Annotated in this window: 14 protein-coding genes and 5 pseudogenes; 8 read left to right on the top strand and 11 right to left on the bottom strand. The window is 68.2% G+C overall.

Annotation, left to right across the window (positions count from 1 at the left end):
* The first annotated feature begins 231 nt into the window (after positions 1-231).
* Positions 232-672, top strand: a complete 441-nt coding sequence (locus IE277_RS48500) for a hypothetical protein (protein ID WP_229882499.1) — start codon at positions 232-234, stop codon at positions 670-672.
* Positions 673-1,206: 534 nt separating this feature from the next.
* Here IE277_RS48500 and IE277_RS44150 read toward each other — a convergent pair.
* Positions 1,207-1,482: pseudogene (locus IE277_RS44150) on the bottom strand (transposase); the annotation flags it as partial.
* A gap of 950 nt (positions 1,483-2,432) precedes the next feature.
* Positions 2,433-4,343, bottom strand: a complete 1,911-nt coding sequence (locus IE277_RS44145) for a hypothetical protein (RefSeq protein ID WP_189959427.1) — start codon at positions 4,341-4,343, stop codon at positions 2,433-2,435.
* 1,007 nt (positions 4,344-5,350) lie between these two features.
* Between IE277_RS44145 and IE277_RS44140 the strand changes: the two genes are divergently transcribed.
* Positions 5,351-6,061 carry a peptidylprolyl isomerase gene (locus IE277_RS44140; protein ID WP_229882500.1) on the top strand — a complete coding sequence of 237 codons (711 nt, stop codon included), beginning with the start codon at positions 5,351-5,353 and terminating at the stop codon, positions 6,059-6,061.
* Positions 6,062-6,377: 316 nt separating this feature from the next.
* A pseudogene (locus IE277_RS44130) lies at positions 6,378-7,218 on the top strand (MFS transporter); the annotation flags it as partial.
* Here the strand turns inward: IE277_RS44130 and IE277_RS44125 are convergent.
* A complete protein-coding gene (locus tag IE277_RS44125) occupies positions 7,219-7,434 on the bottom strand; it encodes a hypothetical protein (RefSeq protein ID WP_189959423.1) in 216 nt (71 codons plus the stop codon).
* A gap of 401 nt (positions 7,435-7,835) precedes the next feature.
* On the opposite strand from IE277_RS44125, the gene IE277_RS44120 reads away from it, so the two are divergent.
* The 3 genes and pseudogenes from IE277_RS44120 to IE277_RS44115 all read left to right on the top strand — a co-directional run bounded on the left by IE277_RS44120 (position 7,836) and on the right by IE277_RS44115 (position 9,397).
* Positions 7,836-8,435: a toll/interleukin-1 receptor domain-containing protein gene (locus IE277_RS44120; protein ID WP_189959422.1), complete on the top strand. Its 600-nt coding sequence runs from the start codon at positions 7,836-7,838 to the stop codon at positions 8,433-8,435.
* A gap of 137 nt (positions 8,436-8,572) precedes the next feature.
* Positions 8,573-8,771: pseudogene (locus tag IE277_RS50235) on the top strand (transposase); the annotation flags it as partial.
* A 179-nt stretch (positions 8,772-8,950) separates the two neighbouring features.
* Entirely contained in the window at positions 8,951-9,397 is a 447-nt protein-coding gene (locus IE277_RS44115) for a hypothetical protein (RefSeq protein ID WP_189959421.1), read from the top strand.
* Positions 9,398-10,155: 758 nt separating this feature from the next.
* On the opposite strand, the gene IE277_RS44110 is transcribed toward IE277_RS44115, so the two are convergent.
* Both IE277_RS44110 and IE277_RS44105 read right to left on the bottom strand, forming a co-directional pair.
* Entirely contained in the window at positions 10,156-10,974 is an 819-nt protein-coding gene (locus IE277_RS44110; RefSeq protein WP_189959420.1) for an FkbM family methyltransferase, read from the bottom strand.
* Positions 10,975-11,104: 130 nt separating this feature from the next.
* Positions 11,105-12,502, bottom strand: a complete 1,398-nt coding sequence (locus IE277_RS44105; protein WP_189959441.1) for an aldehyde dehydrogenase family protein — start codon at positions 12,500-12,502, stop codon at positions 11,105-11,107.
* Between the two features lie 566 nt (positions 12,503-13,068).
* On the opposite strand from IE277_RS44105, the gene IE277_RS44100 reads away from it, so the two are divergent.
* A complete protein-coding gene (locus IE277_RS44100; protein WP_189959419.1) occupies positions 13,069-14,196 on the top strand; it encodes a carboxylate-amine ligase in 1,128 nt (375 codons plus the stop codon).
* Positions 14,197-14,388: 192 nt separating this feature from the next.
* Here the strand turns inward: IE277_RS44100 and argF are convergent, their stop codons facing one another.
* Together argF and IE277_RS44090 are read right to left on the bottom strand one after the other, a co-directional pair.
* A complete protein-coding gene (argF, locus tag IE277_RS44095; protein WP_189959418.1) occupies positions 14,389-15,381 on the bottom strand; it encodes an ornithine carbamoyltransferase in 993 nt (330 codons plus the stop codon).
* A 273-nt stretch (positions 15,382-15,654) separates the two neighbouring features.
* A complete protein-coding gene (locus IE277_RS44090) occupies positions 15,655-16,818 on the bottom strand; it encodes an aminotransferase class I/II-fold pyridoxal phosphate-dependent enzyme (RefSeq protein ID WP_189959417.1) in 1,164 nt (387 codons plus the stop codon).
* Between the two features lie 239 nt (positions 16,819-17,057).
* Here IE277_RS44090 and IE277_RS44085 point away from each other — a divergent pair, with 239 nt between their 5' ends.
* Positions 17,058-17,993, top strand: a complete 936-nt coding sequence (locus IE277_RS44085; RefSeq protein WP_229882497.1) for a 2OG-Fe(II) oxygenase family protein — start codon at positions 17,058-17,060, stop codon at positions 17,991-17,993.
* An 83-nt stretch (positions 17,994-18,076) separates the two neighbouring features.
* On the opposite strand, the gene IE277_RS49095 is transcribed toward IE277_RS44085, so the two are convergent.
* From IE277_RS49095 to sdhC, 4 genes and pseudogenes are all read right to left on the bottom strand, one after another.
* A complete protein-coding gene (locus IE277_RS49095; protein ID WP_268252736.1) occupies positions 18,077-18,202 on the bottom strand; it encodes a hypothetical protein in 126 nt (41 codons plus the stop codon).
* Positions 18,203-18,273: 71 nt separating this feature from the next.
* Positions 18,274-18,636: pseudogene (locus IE277_RS49990) on the bottom strand (ISAs1 family transposase); the annotation flags it as partial.
* A gap of 322 nt (positions 18,637-18,958) precedes the next feature.
* Positions 18,959-19,385, bottom strand: a pseudogene (locus IE277_RS48485) (DUF488 domain-containing protein); the annotation flags it as partial.
* A 104-nt stretch (positions 19,386-19,489) separates the two neighbouring features.
* Positions 19,490-19,762 carry a succinate dehydrogenase subunit SdhC gene (gene sdhC / locus IE277_RS48480; RefSeq protein WP_229882496.1) on the bottom strand — a complete coding sequence of 91 codons (273 nt, stop codon included), beginning with the start codon at positions 19,760-19,762 and terminating at the stop codon, positions 19,490-19,492.
* Between the last annotated feature and the right edge of the window lie 465 nt (positions 19,763-20,227).

The raw sequence follows: 20,227 nt of genomic DNA, 5'->3' as shown, positions 1-20,227 counted from the left end.
CGTGGCGTGTACGCATCGTTTCGGTTGCGCGCACCCTCAGGTAGCTTTCGCCATGTACGCGCAAAAGCCCTGATGGGGACGTCAAGTGCACAGGGGGAAACCTTGATACGGATTCATCTCGGGTCCCAGGGCTTAGGCAGGGTCAGTGTCTGCACCCTTCCGGACTTCGATGCCGAGCTGACGGCGGCCGGCCGTGCGCACGCCCGCGCCGGGCAACCCCAGGACCCCCTGGTGCAGCTCTACTCGCGCAGCACCTCTCCAGATCTTGCCGACGGTGTCAGCTGCCTGTACCTCTCCCACTTGTTCGCCCGCCGCAGCCCCACGCCCTTCACCAAAGCCCTCGCCGAGGGCGACGAGCGAGCCGACAGGGTCCTGGCCCATGCCATCGACCATCTGCGCACCACCGTCATCGAGCCGCATCACTCAAGGATCCGATCCGCAGGAGCAACCCGGGCCGTGGCCCTGTCCCACGTCTACGTCGGCAACGGAGCATCGGCGATGCTCCAGCAACTCGGACCCGGGATCAGGCTCCGCCGCGGAGTCCTGGAACTACCGACGGGCTTCGATGCGGACCTTGAACTCGGCCAGGGATCCCTTCAGATCCAGGCAAGATCCAGGCAGTGGCTCTCAGCCAACAGGTCACTTTGGCCGAGCCCGCCAGAGATCTCCTGACCATCCGGATACCCGCCGGAACTGCCCCACGAACCGAACCGGGACACAAAGCACGCTTCAATCCCTGCTCGGCACCGGCAGAGCGGAAGCACTTGCGAGCATCGTCATGTCCGGAGGTGTCACCGGCCGACAACTGGCCTCACTGCTGGGCGTGTCAGACCCCGCAGCCAGCCGGACGCCGCGGTGCTGCGGCGTGCCGGCCTGATTCAGACCCTGCGGAGAGGGCAGGCCGTCGCGCACGTCGCAACACCCCTCGGCTACCACCTGGCACAGCCGGAAACCGCCACCGGGCAGTGATCGCACCACTAGCGCCTTCCACCTGGGCGTTTTGTACAGCGCGGATCACCTCACCCCGTCCGGTAGGTCGCCGAGGTATGCCTCTCGTTGCATGCACCGCATCTCGGCATGCATATGCTGAAGAGTCGGCCTGCAAGACGATCAGTACCACGAACGAGCGATCACGAACCGAGAGAGAAGGGACTCAACGCCTCCTTAAGGAGCGTTTTGTCCTGGCAAGGTTGTTTGGTTCGAGGCTCAGGTGTCGCGCCAGTTCGGGGTGGATTCGTTGGTGAGTCGTCGGCTTATGAGGTCGATCATCGCGACGTGGATTATGGCTTCGGAGCGGTGGGCGTGGGTCTCGTAGTCGCGTGCGAGACGGCGGTGGTGCATCGGCCAGCCGAAGGTCCGCTCGACCACCCAGCGTCGGGGGATCACCTTGAACCCCTTGACGCCGGGGTCGCGTTGGACGACTTCGACGTCGATTCCCAGGCGGGCGCCGTGGTCGATGGCTTTCGTCCGATAGCCGGTGTCGGCCTACGATGGTGTCCCGCCCAGTGGCGTCTGTTCCGCGTGGACCGTCTCATCGGACCGGCTCCCACCGGCCGCCGCGTGGTCCCCCGTGAGCTGCCCGCCCCGGACGCTGCCGCCTACGTCGCAGCCCGCCTGGCCGCCGCCCCCGCCCGCGGTGCCCTCGGACTGCGCGCCAAGGCAGCCGTCAAGGCTGGCCCCGCCTCCGCCGCAACCGGCTTCCGCCGGTATTCCACCTGGTCAAACAGCTACAGCCAGACCCCCGCTCATAGGGGAGTTGGTCGAGACGGATTGGGGCTTGTACTGGGGCGCCGTTGTACTGCGGCTGGCCGCTATCGAGTAGGGGGAGGCGCGAGGCGGTGACGACGCGGGTGGTGCGGCTTATCGGCAGCACGCGGCATGGGAATTCCCCGCGGCGAACAAGGTCGTAGCTCTTCGATCTCGACAAGCCGAACGCCTGGGCGGCGTCCTCGACGCTCGCGGTCCCACTCCAGGTGGCGCGGATGCGCTCGGGGCTGAACGGGTCGTGATGCGTTTCACTGCTCTGGCTGGGCATTCCTGTCAACTGTGCCTTTCCGGTTTGATTGCTTCCCGGGCAGCGGGGAAGCGGGGAGACGCGGTGGACTGGCTACGACGTCGTAATGCGGCCCCGGCATGACGACTCGAAGCGGCCCCGTTTCGTGAAGATCCATGACGGCTCGAAGCAGTCCCCTTGCGGACATGAGCAGGTCTCTGCCGGAGTCTGAGAAAGGCTGTCGATACTCACGTGGGGGCCGATTCCAGCCGTCCGGGTGGGGCCGCCGAACGACGTCGCAGTCAACCCCGCAGGTGCGCTGGCGGCGCACGTACGATCGGGGACGTCGGGTACTCGCGGAGTTGGAGTAGGGGTGGCCGGCCAGGCGTGTCAGAGTTCAGTGTCGGACTGCCACGGCCGCCGTGCGGGGTGTCGGTGTTCAGCGCAGGGCTGCCGCAGCCGCGGTAAGGATGCGGTGCAGGACGGAGACCGGGATCGCCGGGTTGGTGACCGCTGCGCATGCCGTGTCGCGGTCGTGCAACAGCCCGGCCAGGACGCGGGCCGGCAGCCGCGGATTGCGCACGGCGGTGTCGCGGACGTGAGCCTCCGGGTCGTTCAGCAGCCGCACCGCGTCGGCCGGTGACAGCCGGGGGTCCTCAGCCGCGCGGCGGCGCACCTCGGCTTCGGGATCCCGGGCCAGGCGTGCGACGTCGGCCGGTGTCGACTCCGGATCGTCCAGCGCCAGGCGGCGCATTCGCCCGCTGGGGTCGGCGGTGTAGCGCAGCAGGTCCGCACGGGGGAAGTTGGGGTGGCTGCGGGGCCGGTCGGGGTGGCTGAAGCTGCCGTCCCACCAGCGCCAGACCTCCAACAGCAGGTCGGCCGGCGTGTCCTCGCACGATTCTGCGAGGAACAGGCGGACCACCCGGTCCCCGTCCCGCGCCAGGCGCGCCACGACATCCGGCGGGAGGTGCCGGGCTCGGGCCACACTGCGGCGGACCGGTGGGTGGGACGACGCGGCGAGACGGCGCATCGCGTCGGCGTCGCCGTGCAGGTCTTCGACCCAGGGCAGGGTGTGCGAGATCAACGTCGGGTCGAAGTCGTGGCGCACCGCCGCACGTTGCTCCTCCGTGAGGTCGGGGCGCAGCGCCACCGCGGAGCGGATGTCGTCCTCGGGGTCCTCCGCCAGCATGGCGACGCCGTGCGCACCCAGGCCCGGGTTGGCAGCCAGCGCCCGACGTACCTCCGGGTCCCCGTCCCGGACCAGCTCCGCCTCCAGTTCGGGTGCGAGGCGGCATCGTTTGAGCGCCGGCCGCGGGTCGGGCAGGGCGGCGAAGACCTCGCGAGGCATGGGTACGTCGGTGTGGTGGGCGAGCAGCGCAGCCGTTCGCACCGCGTAGTCGGTGTCGGCCAGCAGCCGCTCCCGTACCGGCGCAGCGAGGTCCTTCCACCGGGCACAGGCCGCCGCCCGCACCCGGGGATCGACGTCGGCCGCGAGGCCAGGCAGGCGCTGTGCGGGGAGCCCCGGGAGTTCGGCGGCTCGCGCGCGGGACGGGCCGGCGAGGAGGTCGTCGTACAGGTCCTCGGGGAGTTCGGCGCCCCAGATGCAGGCGCGCTCCGCCCAGAGCACGCGTCGATCGGGCGACGGCTCGGCGCGGACCACGTGTACCCACTGATCGGATGTGAGCTTGGGCCGGAAGGTGTCGGCGGGCCTTGACCGCACCCGCGGATCGGGGTGCGCCACGGCGGCGTCGAGGACGGCGGGCCGGTCGCATTCGTGCAGGAAGCCCTCCTCCACATCCAGCAGCCGGATCAGCAGTTCGTCCGTCGCGGCCGGATTGGACCCGATCCCCTCCGCCCAGTGCAGAGGCCACGCACGTCGGCCGGGCACCGCCGCCCACACCTCGGCGCGCTCGGCCTCCGTCTCGCGCCCGGCGGCAGCAGCGGCCTCCTCCAGCCGCTCCGGCAGTCGGTCGAGGGCCGTCACCCCAGGCCCGCCCGCGCCGGGCACCTCCGCCAGCAGCACCTGCCCGTCGAGGGAGAGGGCCACGAACCCGGGGTCGCCGGTCAACTCCGGCACGCCGCTCCCGGCGTGCCGGACCCGGGTCCACCAGGAGTCGTTGCCGCCTATCCGGTGCCTGAGGACGGCAACCAGGAACTCGCCGTCGACATCGCAAAGACGGCGCCACCACGCGGCATCGAGCGCTTCGAGGGCCACGCCGTCCGGCGCCCCGATCCCCCGCGCGATCCGCCAGCCGGCCTCCGGCGGGAACAGGCTGCCCGGGCGCACGTCCTCGACGACCGTGAGTCCGGCGCGTGCGAGTAGTTCGTGGAGTTTCTCTTGGCGGTGCACGCGATCATGATCCCCGCCGACTCTCGGTGGGACAAGGCCCTCAGCCCAGGCCCAACCGACCCTCACCTGCGTACACGTCATTGACTGCGACGTCGTTCGGCGGCCCCACCCGGACGGCTGGAATCGGCCCCCACGTGAGTATCGACAGCCTTTCTCAGACTCCGGCAGAGACCTGCTCATGTCCGCACGGGGACTGCTTCGAGCCGTCATGGATCTTCACGAAACGGGGCCGCTTCGAGTCGTCATGCCGGGGCCGCATTACGACGCCGTAGTCAGCGGTGGACTGCCAATAGTCCAAGGAGTCACCGGTTTCGGTAACCGGCCATTGACGGATATCCTGCTCCGCTCAGCGGGAGGGTGAGTTGCAAGCCCAACCAGCAGTGCTGGTTGGGGCACCGCGTCGTCGCCAGCGAGGTGGTGGTCAACGCGGTTGCAGCCGTGTCAGCGGTGTGCTCGTCGTGAACAACCCAGCACCCTGGACCTGGACGGAAAACACTCCCGTTCTCTGGCAAAGCCCGGATCCCGCCTCGCTTCCTGCCCCCATCTTCCCTACCTGGGCAACCGCGCAACTGACGGGGATCCAGGTCGAGCGCCAGCCCGCGATTCGCTCCGTCCACACCGCTCTCGGTCTGCCGGAACGATGGCCGACCGGCGGCGCCTTCCCCCGGAGTGACCCGAGATGACGACAGCGGCACCGTCCTTCTCGACAGCGGCACCCCGGTGAGATCACCTCATGCGCACGGCAGCGTTCGGTAGGGGCCTCTGCGTGGACTGGAGAGGCCACTCGACCGGGTTCGGGGAGCATTCGTCGTGCACCGGGTGGACGCCCTGATCGGCCGGCCGGCGCTGTGCCGCATCCGAACGAAGTGGCCTGCGGCCGCGGGCCGAAGCCTGGGAGGCGGATGTGGCTTGCGGGCGGGTTCTCGCCCGCCGGGCCGCGCTCTAGACTGCGACCGCTCCGAAATCTGGCGATCTTCTGGAGGGTGTGCAGGATGAACCGGGCTCTCATGACCGCATTGGCGGCAGCGGCGTTGGTCGTGTCCGGGGGCAGCACCACCGCCTCCGCTTCCGATGCCCCGCCGCGAACCACGCACGGCCCTTGCCAGTACACCCAGACCCCGGACGAGCCGGCGGCGCGGCCGGTTCCCCTGCCGGCCGATCCGCGACGCACCCCCAGTCACGGCACGGTCGATATGGCTGTCCCGACCAGCCAGGGCCCGCTCCCGCTGCGTCTGGACCGGGCGAAGGCACCGTGCACGGTCCAGAGCTTCGTGCACCTGGCGCGGCACCGGTTCTACGACCGTACGGTGTGCCATCGGCTGACGGCGTATCCGACGCTGAAGGTCCTGCAGTGTGGCGACCCGACCGGCACTGGTGAGGGTGGGCCGGGGTACCAGTACAAGGACGAGCTTCCGGTGGACCTGCCGCCGGTACCGAGCGATCCGACCGGCGTCCGTCGCCTTTACGGGCGCGGCTTGCTGGCGATGGCCAACGCCGGGCCGAACACGAACGGTTCGCAGTTCTTCGTCGTCTACGGCGACTCGGCGCTGCGACCGAACTACACGGTGTTCGGCACGGTCGGTGCCGCGGGCCTGGAGACGCTCGACAGGATCGCTGCTGGCGGTATCGAACCAACTGCCCAGGACCCGGCGCCTGTCGACGGCACGCCCGTGCTGCGGACCGAGCTGCTCAGCGTCCGGCCGTCCTGCCGGCCTTGATGAACTGCGGTGCGGTCACCGTGGGTCCAGCTGCGTGCCTGGTCTCACGGTGATGTGAAGTAGCCGTTGCCGACGTCCGTCCAGATGACGTCGCCGATGCAGTCGTAGAAGGCGACCAGGTCGGCTGGGAGGAGGTTCACATGTAGGCCAGGCCGCCGCCGTTCGAGCCGATGACCACTTGCCCTCCTGGGATCTTCGTGGAGCGACTTCTGGGAGCGGAGTATGGTGCGGGCCCTACGCCGCCGAGGACTGGTTCACGTGGCCGGCACGGTGGCGCCCGCTGCAGCCCCAGCGTCGAGAGTGTCATTCCAAGCGGGCGGGCGTCGGCTTTGTGGCCTGGGAGCTGCACCGCAAGGACGCCTCGCTCCTTGACGTGCGCCTGTTTCGTGAGCGCGGTCTGGCCGGCGGCTCTGTCACACTGCTGGTGGTCTTCGGTGTGCAGGCGGGCATCGCCGTGGTGCTCTTCCCGTTCTTCCAGGCCGTGCTCGGCTGGTCGGGACTGCTGTCCACCGTGGCGATGATGCCCATGGCCGTCATGATGATGACGTCCTCCGGCCTGGCCCGAGCTGGCCGCCCGCATCGGCGCCCGTTCGGCCATGGCCGTCGGCATTGCACTGGCCGGCATCGGACTGGCGATCATGGCCGTGTTCGTGTTCGTGTCCGTCGACGGCGGCTATCTGTCGATCCTGCCTGGCATGCTCGCCATGGGCATCGCCATGGGCCTGTCGATGACCCCCTCCTGCGAGGCCATCACCAGCTCCCTGCCGCGGGAGAAGCAGGGCGTCGCCTCCGCTGACAACGACGTGACCCGCGAATTCGGCACGGCGCTCGGCGTCGCCCTGCTCGGCGCCCTGTTGTCCGCCGGATACCGCACTGCCATCGACGACAGGCTTGACAGCATCCCTCGGGGGACCGCGGACACCGCCCGCGAGGGCATCGCCAACGCCGTCGAAGCCGCGGGCAGCGCGGGCTCGCGCGCGCAGGACCTCGTCCACGCCGCGCAGCAGTCCTTCGTCGACGGCTGACAGCAGGCGATGTGGGCAGGCGTCGCCGTCCTGGGTGCCCTGTTCGTCTACGTCGCCCTCCGCGGCCCGAGGAACACGGTTCCCACCACTGCGGACATCGCCGACGTACCCGAAACCGTCACCTCCCGATAGTCATCCGAAGAGCCGCTTGACCAGTGTGGACGCTTTCAGTCCGGCGTCGCCGGCGGCTTGGTCAAGGTCGAGGGCGAGCCGCGTGCTACGCCTCGCGATGACATCCTGAACCAGCTCGTGGCGACCAACCTGCTGCTCCCGCAGGTGTACTGCCAGGCGTGACCCCATCAGGCGGTACCGCGGAGGCGCCATTCTGATGCGCTGATGCAGCTTCATCGCACCTGCCGGTCAGGCAGCGCCCTGACCCCTGGCACGCGGCGAACAGCGTCGTGAGGCAAGCCCCCGGTGCCCCGTCTGTGCCGCCTCGATCGCCCTGTTCTCCTTCTCGGCGCAGCAGTGGCGGCACATCCTGGGCGTCGGGCACGCGCGTCGTGGGATCGACGGGCCACCAAAGACGAGCTCCAGGAATGCGGTGTGGGAAGCGTGGTCGCTCGCACGGCGCTGCGGGCGAGTTGGCCGAGATCACTGGCGTCTCGGACGTGAAGATACGGACTCCAACCACATGAAGACTGAGACCGACCCGGCCAACCTCTGACCACTGGGTGGCACTACTTGAGTGATCTCGTCAGTTTGACGATTTCCCTGTCTGGTGGAGCCCCCGGTGAGAGGCTGTGCTCATGCGCGCCTTCATCTCTCACAACCACCGTGACAAGCCCCAAGTGGCCCCACTTGCCGCCCGCTTGCGGCTGCTCGGCGTGGACGTCTGGCTCGATTCATGGGAGATCCGACCTGGGGACCGGATCCCAGGCAAGGTCAACGAGGCGCTGGGGCTCGTAGACACTGTCATGGTCTTCTGGTCCACCAACTCTTCGAAGTCCCCTTGGGTGAACACAGAGTGGGAGGCCGCCCTCACACGGCGACTGCGGGATGACTCTGTCCGCGTCATCCCGGTCGTCCTCGACGACACTCCGCTTCCGCCGCTTCTTGAGCCGATCATGTGGGTTTCCTTGGTTGACGGTGATGTCGATCGAGCCGCTCGGGAACTCGTAGGTGTGGACTCCCAGGCAGAACTCCTGAAGACGATGCAGCGGACGGTTGAGGAGTCCGGACTCGAATACAGGTACTTCCATGGGTTCGGCGTCATCGTTGGCTGTCCCCGGTGCGGAGCTCCAAGTTCGAAGTTGGAAGGCTGGAGCGCCGTTGATCACACCCGAGACGACATGTACGCGGGAGTCCGTTGCACCGAATGTGGGTGGGACAAGGGCGGCGAAGTCTGACTACACGGCGCACCCCGCACAGAGTTTCGTCGGGGCCAACGCGCTGTGGCGTTGGCCCTCGTCATAGGTTGGTGAAGCGGCGGTGCTGCAGGCCACTCGGATCACGCTGGTCTGCTGGCTCACCGGATCGGCCAGCCCATGCGCCGCAGCTGCTTGATGTGGTGGGGATCGGTCCGGACACGGCCGTCACGTTGCTGATCACGGTGGGGACAACCCGGAACGGCTGGACAGCGAGGCGTCCTTCGCCCTGCTGTGCGGGTCAGTCCCGTCGGATTCCTCGGGACGCCGGCATACCGTCGCCTCAACCGCGGCGGCGACCGGCAGGCCAACGCGAGCGGGGGCCGTACGGGCTCCATCCGTGGAGGAGCGGCTTGAGGTCGTCGGGGTTGGGCTTGGGCGGAGTGGGGGGATCTCGGGACTGGGGCGGTTTCGGTGAGGTGTTGGAGGTGCGCGTCTGCGAACGCGATCCATGCCTCCACCGCGGTCTTCTCCTGACCGGGCGCCAGTGACGCGGCGTGGCCTCGTACGGCTGTGACGTATTCGGTCAGGAGCGTGACCTGGTGCCAGGCTTCTGCCTGGTCTTCGAGGTGTTTGACGCGGTGGGCGTGTGCATAGGCGGCGCGTGCTTCGTGTATGGCGGCTTCCCAGCGCTGCTGCTGTTGTTCGGTGACTTCCTGGTCTGCACGGCGTTTACGTTCGGCGGCTTCTCCGCGGAGGGTGACTTCTTGCACGATCTCGGCGAGTTGGTCTTCGAGGGGCCGGGTGGGGGTGTCGGCCCATTCCGTGGCGCGGTGTGGGCTGCCGCCGCGGAGGATGAAGCGCAGGAGATCGGAGGGCGTGTAATCGAAGCGGGGGATACGACTCCACGAGTGCTTCTTGGCGTCGGCGATTTCCTTCTCGCTGGGGGGCGTTCGCTACGGTCCTGTTCTTGGAGGACGAGGAAACCGACCTTCTCGTTCTGAGCGGTGATGGTGAAGTGGGGTGGGACGCTGCGGCGTCGATGGGGTGGGGGAGCGCCTTGTGTCGGTCCGAGTGCGGCGGAATGTCCCTGTGCTTCGGTGGCGGTGATGAGCCCCTGAATGAGGCGCAGGGCTCGTCCTTGGATAAGCTTTGTCCGTCCAGTGACGCCGGCTGCCACCGAAGGTGAGCCTTCCGTGGCCCATAACAGTGCAAACGGAATAGGCCGCCTGGATAACGCTTTGGCCGGATAGAAGCCCCGGCGGCACAAGTGCATGAAGTCCTCGGCCAGCTGCGAACGCTTGGTGGGAATTCGCCAACAGCGTCGCTCCTCGGGCCGGACTCACTCAATGGGGGCCTGGGCGGCAGGCGGGCGAGTCGCGCGGCACAGGCGGAGCGAGGTCCCTACCGTCCTCGTGCTGATCCGCCGATGTTCCGGTCGGCCGGCGGGGCCGGTGCCAGCCGGACTGGAAGGTGGGCGGAGAGCGCGCGGCCCACGAAAGCCGTCACCAGCCGGCGTGACCACACCCCTGATCAATTGCGTAAACGGCTCCGGGTCGGTCCGGGCCGGCGGCTTGTCGCAGCAGGGCAACCGGGAGCGTGTGTGAGAAAGGTTGACGGACTGGATGGCGCTCGGGAGCGACTGAATGCCTTGTCGGTTTCCGGTCGGCGGAGGATTGCGGCCGGGCATTGCCGGAACGGCGCCACGGACGGGTGCGTGCGCCGGCGGACAGGTTCGGGCCTGGCAGCGAGCCGGAGGCGGTCAGTGACGGTCCCTGATATACAGCTCGACCGGGTTGAGGCGGAAGAGGGCCGGATTCCGTGGGGGCACTGCGGTGAACCCGGCCGTGCGCAGCGTGGCGCGGACCGTGTGGCCGTCGATGTATCGGTCGTGCACTTCGAGCACGACGCGCTCCACACGGTCCATCCAGGGCTGGGGCCGGCCGAAGATGTCGGCTTCCGCGCCTTCGATGTCGACCTTGAGCAGATCGACGTGTGCTATGCCGTTGCGTTCCAGTAGGTCGTCCACGGAGACCGCTGGGACCCGGATGCCGGGGCGGGCCAGTCTGTTCTCCAGGCGGTAGGGGCGGGCGCGGCGGAACGCGGTGACCTCGGGGACACCGGTGCAGGCGGCCCAGTAGCCGCTGATGGTGAACTCCAGGGTGCCGGCTGCTCCTGCTGCCGCCGTCTCTTCCACGATCCAGTCGAGTGGGGAGAGGGCGGCGTTGCGGCGTAGTACTGCTGCGTTTTCCGGCACGGGTTCGACGGTCAGCAGGGTGCGCGGCCGGTACCGGGCGGTCAGGTACGAGGCGGCCAGGCCCGTGTTGCCGCCGAGGTCGACGATGGTGTCCAGGGTCTCGATCTCTTTGTCGAGCGCATAGGTCGCACTGAGCTCGTAGAAGCGGCGCACGAACATCTGCCAGAGGATCAGCAGATCGCTTTGGTTCTTCCGTACGAGAACGCGAGCCGTTCGGCGTGGCGTGGCGAACTCCATGGGTACGAGTTCGTCGCCGTCCAGCGGACGGCCTGCAGCGCCCAGGAACCGGCGGAACATCCAGTAGGGGACGGAGAGTCGACTCAACCCGGTGGCGTGGCGGCCGGCTACGGCCATGTCCCTTACACAGCCTGTGGTTTCCCGGGCGAGGACCCGCGCGATGCTGGTTCTCTCTTCCCTGTCGGCCTCGGACCGGAGCCCGTCGATGCCCATGGACTCACGCCGCCGGGCAGGGGAGAACCTGCAGGCCGGTGAATTCATGAAGCCCCCATGGCCCGTTCTCGACGCCGATTCCGCTCCGTTTGTGGCCGCCGAAGGGGAGGCTGGGGCAGATGCTGGTGGCGTGGGCGTTCACCGTCACCTGACCGCATTCGAGTGCGGACGCTGCCTTTGCCGCTCGGTCTCCGTCGGAGGACCACACCGAGGCGGTCAGGCCGTACTCGCCTGCGTTGGCGAGGAAGATCGCCTCTTCCAGGTCCTGATAGGGCACGACGGGCAGCGCGGGGCCGAATTGCTCCTCGTCGACGATCCTGAGGGCACCGGGGGGTGCGGAGAGGATGGTGGGTGCGAAGAAATAGCCCGGCTGGTGCAGTGGCCTTCCACCTGTGACGGCCGTGGCTCCGTGCGCGAGGGCATCCTTGACGAGTTCGTGTACGCGCCCGAGCTGCGGTGGGTTGCTCAGCGGTCCGAGCTCGGTCGTCTCGTCCAGCCCGTCGCCGACGCGGACGGCCCGGGCGCGTGCGGTGAGCGCGTCCAGGAGCCGGCCCTGGATCCGCTCATGCGCGTACACCCGTTTGACGGCTGCACAGACTTGGCCGTTGTTGCGGAACGCGCTCCAGAACAATGAGTCGGCGATGTGATCGGGGTCTGCGTCCGGCAGGACGATCGCGGGATCGTTGCCGCCCAGTTCGAGGGTGATGTGCTTGAGGCCGGTGGCCGCTGCGGCGGCCACCTTCATGCCTGTGGCCGTCGAACCGGTGAAGCTGACTTTGCGGGGAACGGGGTGGGACACCAGCCAGGCGCCCAAGGGCTCGGGACCGCTGACGATGTTCAGCACGCCTGGTGGAAGGTCGTCCCGTACCAGGGCGCCGAAGGCCAGGGTGGTCAGCGGGGTGTACGGGGATGGTTTGAGTACGACGGTGTTCCCGGCCCGCAGCGCGGGCGCGATCTTGCGTACCGCGAGCAGCAGTGGGAAGTTCCAGGGGGCGATCGCGGCGACCACACCCAGAGGACGCCGCACGATCTCGACGCGGTCGCCGGCATCGTTGCTGGTGACTTCGCGAGGGATGTCGAGGTCGGCGTAGTAGCGCAGCCACAAGGCGCTGCGTGCGATCTCGGTCCGGGCCTCAGCCAGGGGCTTGCCCTGCTCCTGGGTCAACATGCGCGCCAGTGAAGTGGCCGCCCGCTCCAGGACATCGGCCATTCGGGACAGCGCCCGTCGGCGGCCGGCGTCGTCAGCCCGCCAGGGACGGTACGCGCGCTCAGCTGCGGCGCAGGCTTCGTCCAACTGTTGCCGGTCACACTGGGGTACTTGTGCGAAAACCTCACCTGTCGCCGGGTTGGCGACGTCCAGGGCCGCGCCGGAGTCGGTATCAGCCCGACCGTCGATGGTCATCGCATGACTGTCCACGTGAATTCCTCCCGCAGCCGACCGACGTCGCACAACAGGCGCGCAGGTCCACATCACCAGCCGTACCGTCTCGCCGAAAAGAGCGCGGTCCAGCCAATCCCCTCGCACGGCATGGGCTCGGTAGACCGGCTTGGAGGTCCGTGTCGCTCTGGGACGGTGGCAAGTCGTCATGTGTGTTCGTCTTCGGGTCCGGACGTGGAAGGCGGCCAGTCCCACCGTGCTGAACGCGCCGGCCCACACCGGCCGAGATCGAGGGCGTCGGTCCAGCTGTAGGACTTCAGCAGGTCGGGCACTGCCTGCTATGCGTCAGCTTCCTCGCCCGCGACGAACATGGGCCTCCAGGCGGTCGGCCTGCAGAGCCGTCGGCTTTGACGAACACCAGCGCTTTGTCCCGCGCGTGCGTTGCTTTGGCGCTGCGGCGTACTCCAGCAGGATGACTCCAAGCGACAGACTGGTTGCCATGCAGAGCGAGAAGCGGACACCTGCCGACGCACAGCCGTCGGTAGACAGCGCATCGTCAGCGGCCTGCGACCGGCGCGGCTGAGGTCACCGTGGGGGTGGAGGAGGAGTACCTCCTGGTGGACCCGGTATCGCGGCAGCTGAGCCCGCAAGCAGACAAGGTGGTGGCCCAGGCGGCCGGGGATCTCGGCGACCGGGTCGCCACCGAGATCACCCGCTACCAAGTCGAGGTCCCAACCGATCCGCACACCTGCCTCACGGACCTGGGCAACCAACTGCGCGCGACCCGCAACGCCGTCGCACGTGCCGCAGCCCGACTGGGGCTGCGCGTCATCTCCAGCGGCACGCCCATCCTGGGACAGCTCAATCCACCGCCCTTGTCCCCCGGGGTCCGCTACGCCCAAAGCCTGGCCAAGTTCGGCGCCTTGGACCACGAGCAGAGTGTGTGCGCCTGCCACATCCACGTCGGCGTCCCCGACGTGGCTACGGCGCTGCAGTTGAGCAACCACCTGCGTCCTTGGCTCCCTGCTCTCCTGGCCATGACCGCCAACTCGCCCTACTGGGACGGCAAGGACACCGGCTACGCCGGCTGGCGCACCATGACGTGGGGTCGGTGGCCGGTAGCGGGGCCGCCCCCCTACTTCGAGTCCCCCACCCACTTCGAAGACCTCCTCGATCGCCTGGTCACGAGCGAAACCCTCCTGGACCGTGGTGGCCTCTACTGGGACATCCGCCCCTCCCACCACGTGCCCACCCTGGAGATCCGGATCGCTGATGCCACGCCCACCGTGGACGACACCCTGCTGCTCGCCGGGACGGTCAAAGGACTCGCCATCACGGCCATGGCAGCCATCCACAACTCCCAGGCCGCCCCGTGCCCGCAGTCGGAGATGCTGCGCGCCGCATGCTGGCGCGCCGCCCCGGACGGGCTGAGCGGAAAGAGCATCAATCTTGACACCGGCCGGCTCGAACCCGCCGCCGTACACCTCGGCCGCTTGTGGAACACCGCTCTGCCGGCCGTGGCAACCTCAGACGAGCAGTCGCTCTTGCACGCCGCACACATGCGCCTGAGCAGCGAAGGAAACGGCGCTGACCGCCCAAGGGCGGCCTACCGTCGGCGGGACAGTCACACCGACGTCGTTGACTACCTGATCGAGACGGCCGCCGCTGTTCCAGATCGCCACCGCCCCTCTGAGCCTGGCCTCGACGTCCCGCAATGACCCAGACGTGGGTACGAACCAAGGGTTTCCTGAGGCGGCACCACCTGTGCACAGCACCAGCACGCTCCACGGGCCTCGGTCCTTCCGAGGGGAAGACATAAGGCGTCAGCAGGAACGCTCGCTCATGCTCTGCGTCGTCAGGGGGGCCGATCTCGGAGATCGCTCGGCATCTGAGCCGTGACCGCGTGACGATCAGGTTGTGTGTCGCCGGGCTGTGGTGATGAGGGTGTGAAGTGCCGCTTGGGCGGTGGGCAGGCGGTTTGCCGCCTGGCGCCACACGAGGGATCGGGGGCCGTCGAGCACCTCTGAGGTGATCTCCTGCCCGCGGACGGCGGGCAGGCAGTGCATGACCACCGCCTCGCGGGGAGCATGGGCGAGCAGGGCATCGTCGACCCGGTAGGCGGCCAGGTGTTCGGTCCGTGCCTCGCGTTCGTGGTGTCTGTCCATGGGCACCCATACCTCGGCGTAGACGGCCTGCGCGGCGCCGACGGCCTCGATCGGCTCGGTGGTGAGCGACACGGAACCGCCGGTGTGCGTCATCAGTTCACGGGCCTTACGGAGGATGTCCATGTCCGTCTCGTAGCCGGGCGGGGCGGCGATGGTGAGGTGCATGCCGGAGGCCGCGCACGCCGCGAGGAACGAGTTGCACGTATTGCTCGTGCCGTCCCCGATGAAGGCGGCGGTCATCCCCGCGAGGGCGCCGAAGTGCTCGCGCAGCGCGAGGAGGTCGGCCAGGGACTGGCAGGGGTGGTGGGTGTTGGACAATGCGTTGACGACCGGCACCGTCGCGGCGTCGGCCATCTGCTCCACCGTGGCGTGGTCGAAGGTGCGCACCGTGATCGCGTCGAGATAGGACGACAGGACGCGGGCGGTGTCGGCAACGGTCTCACCGTGGCCGAGCTGCAGTTCCTGGCGGTTCAGCACGATGGCCGTCATGCCGAGGCGATGGGCGGCCGTCGCCAGGGATACGCGGGTCCGGGTGGACGGCTTCTCGAAGACGCATCCGATGGCGCCTCCCCGCAGATCGCGCTCCCACCCCAGCGGCTCCTCCTTCATGTCCGCCGCCAGATCCAGCAGCTCCGCCAGGGTCGGTGGGTCCAGGTCGCTCACCCGCAGCAGATCGTCGGGGACTTTGCCGGTCACAGCCGGACGGTCGGCCTCGGGCGCGGGTAACGGCTGGGTCATCGCGGTTCTCCGGCTCCGTTCACGCGGTCGGTCTCTTTGCCTCAAGTGTGATCGGCGGCTGCCGGCGGGGTACTCCGGCGCCTCTCCGGCGGGCGAACCGCTGCGGAGCGGCCCCACCGCCACCGGCCCTTGTACCTACCCGCAGTGGAGGCGTCCACGCACACCGTGCATGCGGACCCTGACAGGGACGCGCTCTCGCTCTTCAGACCAGGCGCCGGCCTGGATCGGCGCTGTGCCATGTGATGCCCTCGTTCCGCCGAGCAGATGCAGGCGCTACCAGGAGACGGCGGTGATGCGCCGTACGGCCTCGCGGATCAGGTCGGTTCCGGCGCTCACCGTGAGGCGGACGTATCCCTCGCCGCCGGGGCCGAAGCCGCATCCGGGAATGGTGAGCACGCGGGCCTCCTCCAGCAGCTTCTTGGCGAAGCCTGCACTGTCCGTGCCGCTGGGGCAGCGGACCAGGCAGTAGAAGGTGGCCCGGGGCCGCAGTACCTGGAGCCCGGCCCGCTCCAGTCCGTCGCAGAGCAGGTGCATCCGCCCGCGGTACACGGCCCGTAGGTGATCCGGGTAGCCGGTGGTGTCATTCAGCGCGGCGACGGCGGCGTGCTGGATCGCGGTGAACGTGCCGGAGTCGGTGTGGGTTTTCACAGTGCGCAAGGCGTCCACGACGTCGGCGTTGCCGGCGGCGAACCCCACGCGCCAGCCGGGCATGTTGTACGCCTTGGACAAGGAGTGGAACTCGATGCCGCACTCCATTGCGCCCGGTGCTTGGAGGAACGACGGCGGGGGCGCGCAGTCGTAGTAGATCTCGCTGTACGCGGCGTCGGAGGCCACCACGATGTCATGCCGCACAGCGAACCGCGCGAGCTCGGCGTAGAAGTCCGAAGTGGCGAGCGCGGTGGTGGGGTTGTTGGGGTAGCAGACCCAGAACAGTTTGGCCTGCCGCGCGACTGCGGCCGGGATTGCGGCCAGGTTCGGCAGGAATCCGTTCTCCTCGCGCAGCGGTACGCGCACCACCTCTGCCCCGCACCACCGCGCCCATGTCCCGTACACCGGGTACGCCGGGTCCGGGACCAGCACCACGTCGCCCGGTTCCGCGTAGGCCATCGTCAGGTGTGCCATGGCCTCCTTGCTGCCCAGCGTGGCCAGGACTTCGGTCTCCGGGTCAATGCTGAGCCCGAAGCGGCGCCCGAGATATCCGGTGGCCGCTTCGCGCATCGCCTGCGTGCCGGCGTACGGCGGATACCGGTGAGTCGAAGGATCCCGGACGGCCTGGCGCATGGCCTCGACGATGTGCGGCGGAGTCGGCAGATCACAGTCGCCCACTCCCAGCGGCACGGGCGCCGTACCGTCCTGCGCCGCCAGTTCCCGGCTCCGGTCGATGAAGGAGAACAGGTAGTCGTCGGTCTGCAAGAGACGTGTGGCACGCCTGGGCAAATGATCCTCCTCGATCGAGCGAGCAAACATTACGGCTGCTCATGCCGATGACCAGCAGCCGCGCCACCATCGTGCACATCACGTCGGTCCATTGCCGATGCCGTCTGGCTGGAATGCGCCCTACCGGCATGGCCGTCTGATGCCTCACTCTCATCCGGGACGACGGCCAGGCTGGAATCCTGCGTGCCTTCGCTCCCGGAAGTTCCAGAGGGCGAGAAGAAGGCAAAAGGAGAAGTCAAGTGGCAGAAGGAAAGCGTTCCGGGATACCAGATGTGTGCTTGCCGAACCCTGGCGCGGGATGGACTGCGGAGGACAAGGCGAGAGCGGCCGCTGAGATAGGCGCCGCCTGCCGGCGCGGCGGGTACTTCTTTCTGCGTCATCACGGGGTCGCGGCCGACTTGTTGTCTGCAGTGTACGAAGAAACACGACAGTTCTATCGTCTGCCCGTCACAGAGAAGTCTAAATACAATGCCAGCGAGCAGTCACAGTTTCTCGGCTACCGCGGCCTGGGGCGAGAAAAGAGCACGGCGCACGCCGGTGCCGAAGCGTGCGAACAATACCGCATCGGAAACGCCGAGGGCGCACTCGGTATGCGGATAGCTGCCGATTTCTATAGTGCCCCTTTCGTGAACGGGGCATGCCTCTTCAGGTACATGGTGGACCTGGGGGACAGGGTGCTCTCGGCATGTGTCGACGATCTGGGTCTGGGAACGGCGGGGCTTGATTCGTCCATGAATTCACCGATGCACAGGCTTGGGTTGAACTACTACGGTGTCGGACACGGCGAGAAAATCGGTAACACTGTTGATTACGCGATGTCGCCGCATGTGGATCTCTCCATCTTCACGATCCTGGCCCAGAACGAGCCGGGCCTGGAAGTGAGGGGACCCGAGGGCGACTGGATTTGCGTTCCTCCCGCCCAGGATGCGCTCTTCGTCTTCCTTGGCGACTACCTCCAGCGCTGGACGAACGGGTTGTACGTGGCCAGCGCGCACCGTGTAAGGCAGGTAAGGGGGGAGAGGCTGTCGATTCAGTACAAGCACAGGCCGGGACACGACGCCGTCGTCTCACCGCTGAGTCGGTTTGTCGACGAGGGGAATCCCGCGCGTTATGAGCCGTTCGATACCGGGCGTCAGTATGCGTCCTTCCTGAAGTCGCTCCTCGGATCCGGCTGAGTGCCCCGGTCGAGTCGGTGGAGACTGTGGTGAGGGCCGAGGCCCCAAGGCCTCGGCATAGTCGCGTGACATCTGTTTCGTGATCATGTGAGTCCGAGGAGGGCGAGCGGTCGGCTGGCGTCGCAGGCGTTGTGCCGGAGGCCGGCGGCGATGCTGCTCTTCCCGGCGAGGCGAAGGGCGCCGATGGCGAGGTTGCGCCAGGTCGCCATGGCGCGGAGCCGGTTCGCAGCTGGGAGGCGTCCTCGGTGAACGTCACGTCTCGGACGTGGTGCAGGGCTTCGGTCTTCCAGTGGCTGCGGATCAGCCGGGCGAGCTCGGCGGGAGTGGCCTGTTCCGCAGTGGGCTGACCGCATAGACGGTCTTGATGCTGACCTTGCCAGCCTTGCGGTCCACTCGGCGGCGCTTGTGCTGGACGGCCTGGCGGGCGCCGGGGAAAGAGCAGGCTGTTCACCGTGCACACCTTGATGCGGCGGATCTCGCCGCGGCCGTGGCCGGTGTCGCGGGTGCGGCCCTGCAGCGGGATCTGCTTCCAGGGAAGCGACTTGAGCTGCTTGTGGAGCTTCTTCTGGTTGCCTTTCACGGTCACGATGTAGTGCTCGCCTCGGCCGGGCAGGTAGCTGGCGTGCTCGCGCTGGGTGTGCATGGCGTCGCTGGTCACGACCATGCCTGCCAGTTGGCGAGGGTTTCCAGCAGAAGCTGGAAGCAGGTGATCTCGTTGGTCTTCTCGCCTACGTCGAGTTGGGCCAGGACCAGGCCGGAGAGGTGGTCGCAGGCGGCGAGCAGATGAATCTTGCGGCCCGTGGCCCTGGCCGCTCCGTGCAGGGTCTTGCCGTCGACTGCCACTGCGTGCAGTTGACCGTCGGCCCCAGCGCGCCGGTCGGCCGGCCAGCGGCCCACCGCCCGGTCCAACGCGTCGCCGTCGATGCGGCCCAGCAGCCGCCGCACCGTCGCCTCCGCCGGCAGGCACCGCTTCGCAGACAGGCGAAGTCGGCGATGATCCGCCGATGGCAGCGCCACCATAGGGTCTCTGCGCACATGACGGCCGTGCGGACAGTGGCTGCTTTGCCGCAGCAGGTCGTCCATGGCGGCAAGGAAGTCCGGGTGGCGCGTGTAGCCCGCGTAGCCCCGGAAGGATTCGTTCTCCCAGTAGACATCGGGCGAGTCCGGTGCCGTCTTACGGAAGCCCCCCAGGCGTTTCTCCCACCGGTACTCGATCTTCCTGGCGGGCAGCCATGCACGGAGCACTTCCCTGCCCACGTCGGGGTTGTGCCGGCTGCCGGGCGCGGTTCGCACGTCGACGACCGCCCGTACGCCGGCGCCGCGGAGGAGCGCGGTCAGCTCGTCGCGGGTGGCGGTCCCGTGCCCGAACGTCAGCAGCGTCACTGCGGCCAAGAGGGCGTCTCCGCAGCGGACGCCGATGTGGCCCCCCGACGACCGCTGGTGCCCGGTCCCGTGGGGTGGACCGGGACACGGCGGCGGTGGCAGAGGTATGGGCGTCACAGCCGGCCCGGATGTGGCGCCCCGTGGGAACCGGGCACCGCACCATAGTGCGTGGACAGGCACGGCGAGTAGAACGGCGACAGGTAGGCATCGGCGTAGTAGTCCCGGTTCGCCGGCGCCGCAGACGTCGCGTAGACCACGCATGTGGCCGGCACGGGGAACGTGACCAAAGGGAAGCTCCACCAGCGATCCCTGCGCAGCGTCCGCGTGGCGATCGAGACCCGCCCGAGCGATCGGATCCCGGCAAGGGCGTCTCGTGCCCTCTCCACGACCTGGCCTCCCTTCACCGGTGCTGGGACTTTCGATCAGGTCGCCGGGAGCCTTCTCGCATCAAGCCTGCCGGACAAGTGTCAATCGTGCGATTTCAGTGCAACTTCCCATCCGAGCGCGGCCGGCCGAGAGGCCCGCGTGCCCCGCACACCCGTGTCGGTCAAGCCATGGTGGGACCGATTTTCGGCCATGGCTTGCCCATAAACGACACATGCACCGCTCAGGAAGGGTAAAGGAACGTCCTCGCTTCAACCTTCATCTTGTTGTCGTGGCCTCGACATCCGTACGTTCTGCCCGACCACGGCGCGACACCCCGCGCCGTGGTGGCACCGCGCACCCCCCACAGCCCTTCCCGGTACACCCACCATGTGGAGGACGTACGTTGCGCAGAACCGTTTCCCTCACCGCCGTGGCCACGCTCGCCACGGCCGCCCTCGCCCTGGCCGCCCCCGTCGGCCAGGCGG

The sequence above is a fragment of the Streptomyces alanosinicus genome (assembly GCF_014650595.1).
GTDB classification, from domain to species: domain Bacteria; phylum Actinomycetota; class Actinomycetes; order Streptomycetales; family Streptomycetaceae; genus Streptomyces; species Streptomyces alanosinicus.
Note: the sequence above shows the minus strand (reverse complement) of the source record. Positions and strands in the feature narration are given on the sequence as shown.

Coding starts and splice junctions, on each gene's coding strand:
- IE277_RS44105 (WP_189959441.1), bottom strand. CDS start 12,502: ATGACCATCGACGGTCGGGCTGATACCGACTCCGGCGCGGCCCTGGAC.
- IE277_RS44120 (WP_189959422.1), top strand. CDS start 7,836: ATGCGCGCCTTCATCTCTCACAACCACCGTGACAAGCCCCAAGTGGCC.
- IE277_RS49095 (WP_268252736.1), bottom strand. CDS start 18,202: ATGGCGACCTGGCGCAACCTCGCCATCGGCGCCCTTCGCCTCGCCGGG.
- IE277_RS44125 (WP_189959423.1), bottom strand. CDS start 7,434: ATGAAGCTGCATCAGCGCATCAGAATGGCGCCTCCGCGGTACCGCCTG.
- IE277_RS44140 (WP_229882500.1), top strand. CDS start 5,351: ATGACCGCATTGGCGGCAGCGGCGTTGGTCGTGTCCGGGGGCAGCACC.
- argF (WP_189959418.1), bottom strand. CDS start 15,381: ATGACCCAGCCGTTACCCGCGCCCGAGGCCGACCGTCCGGCTGTGACC.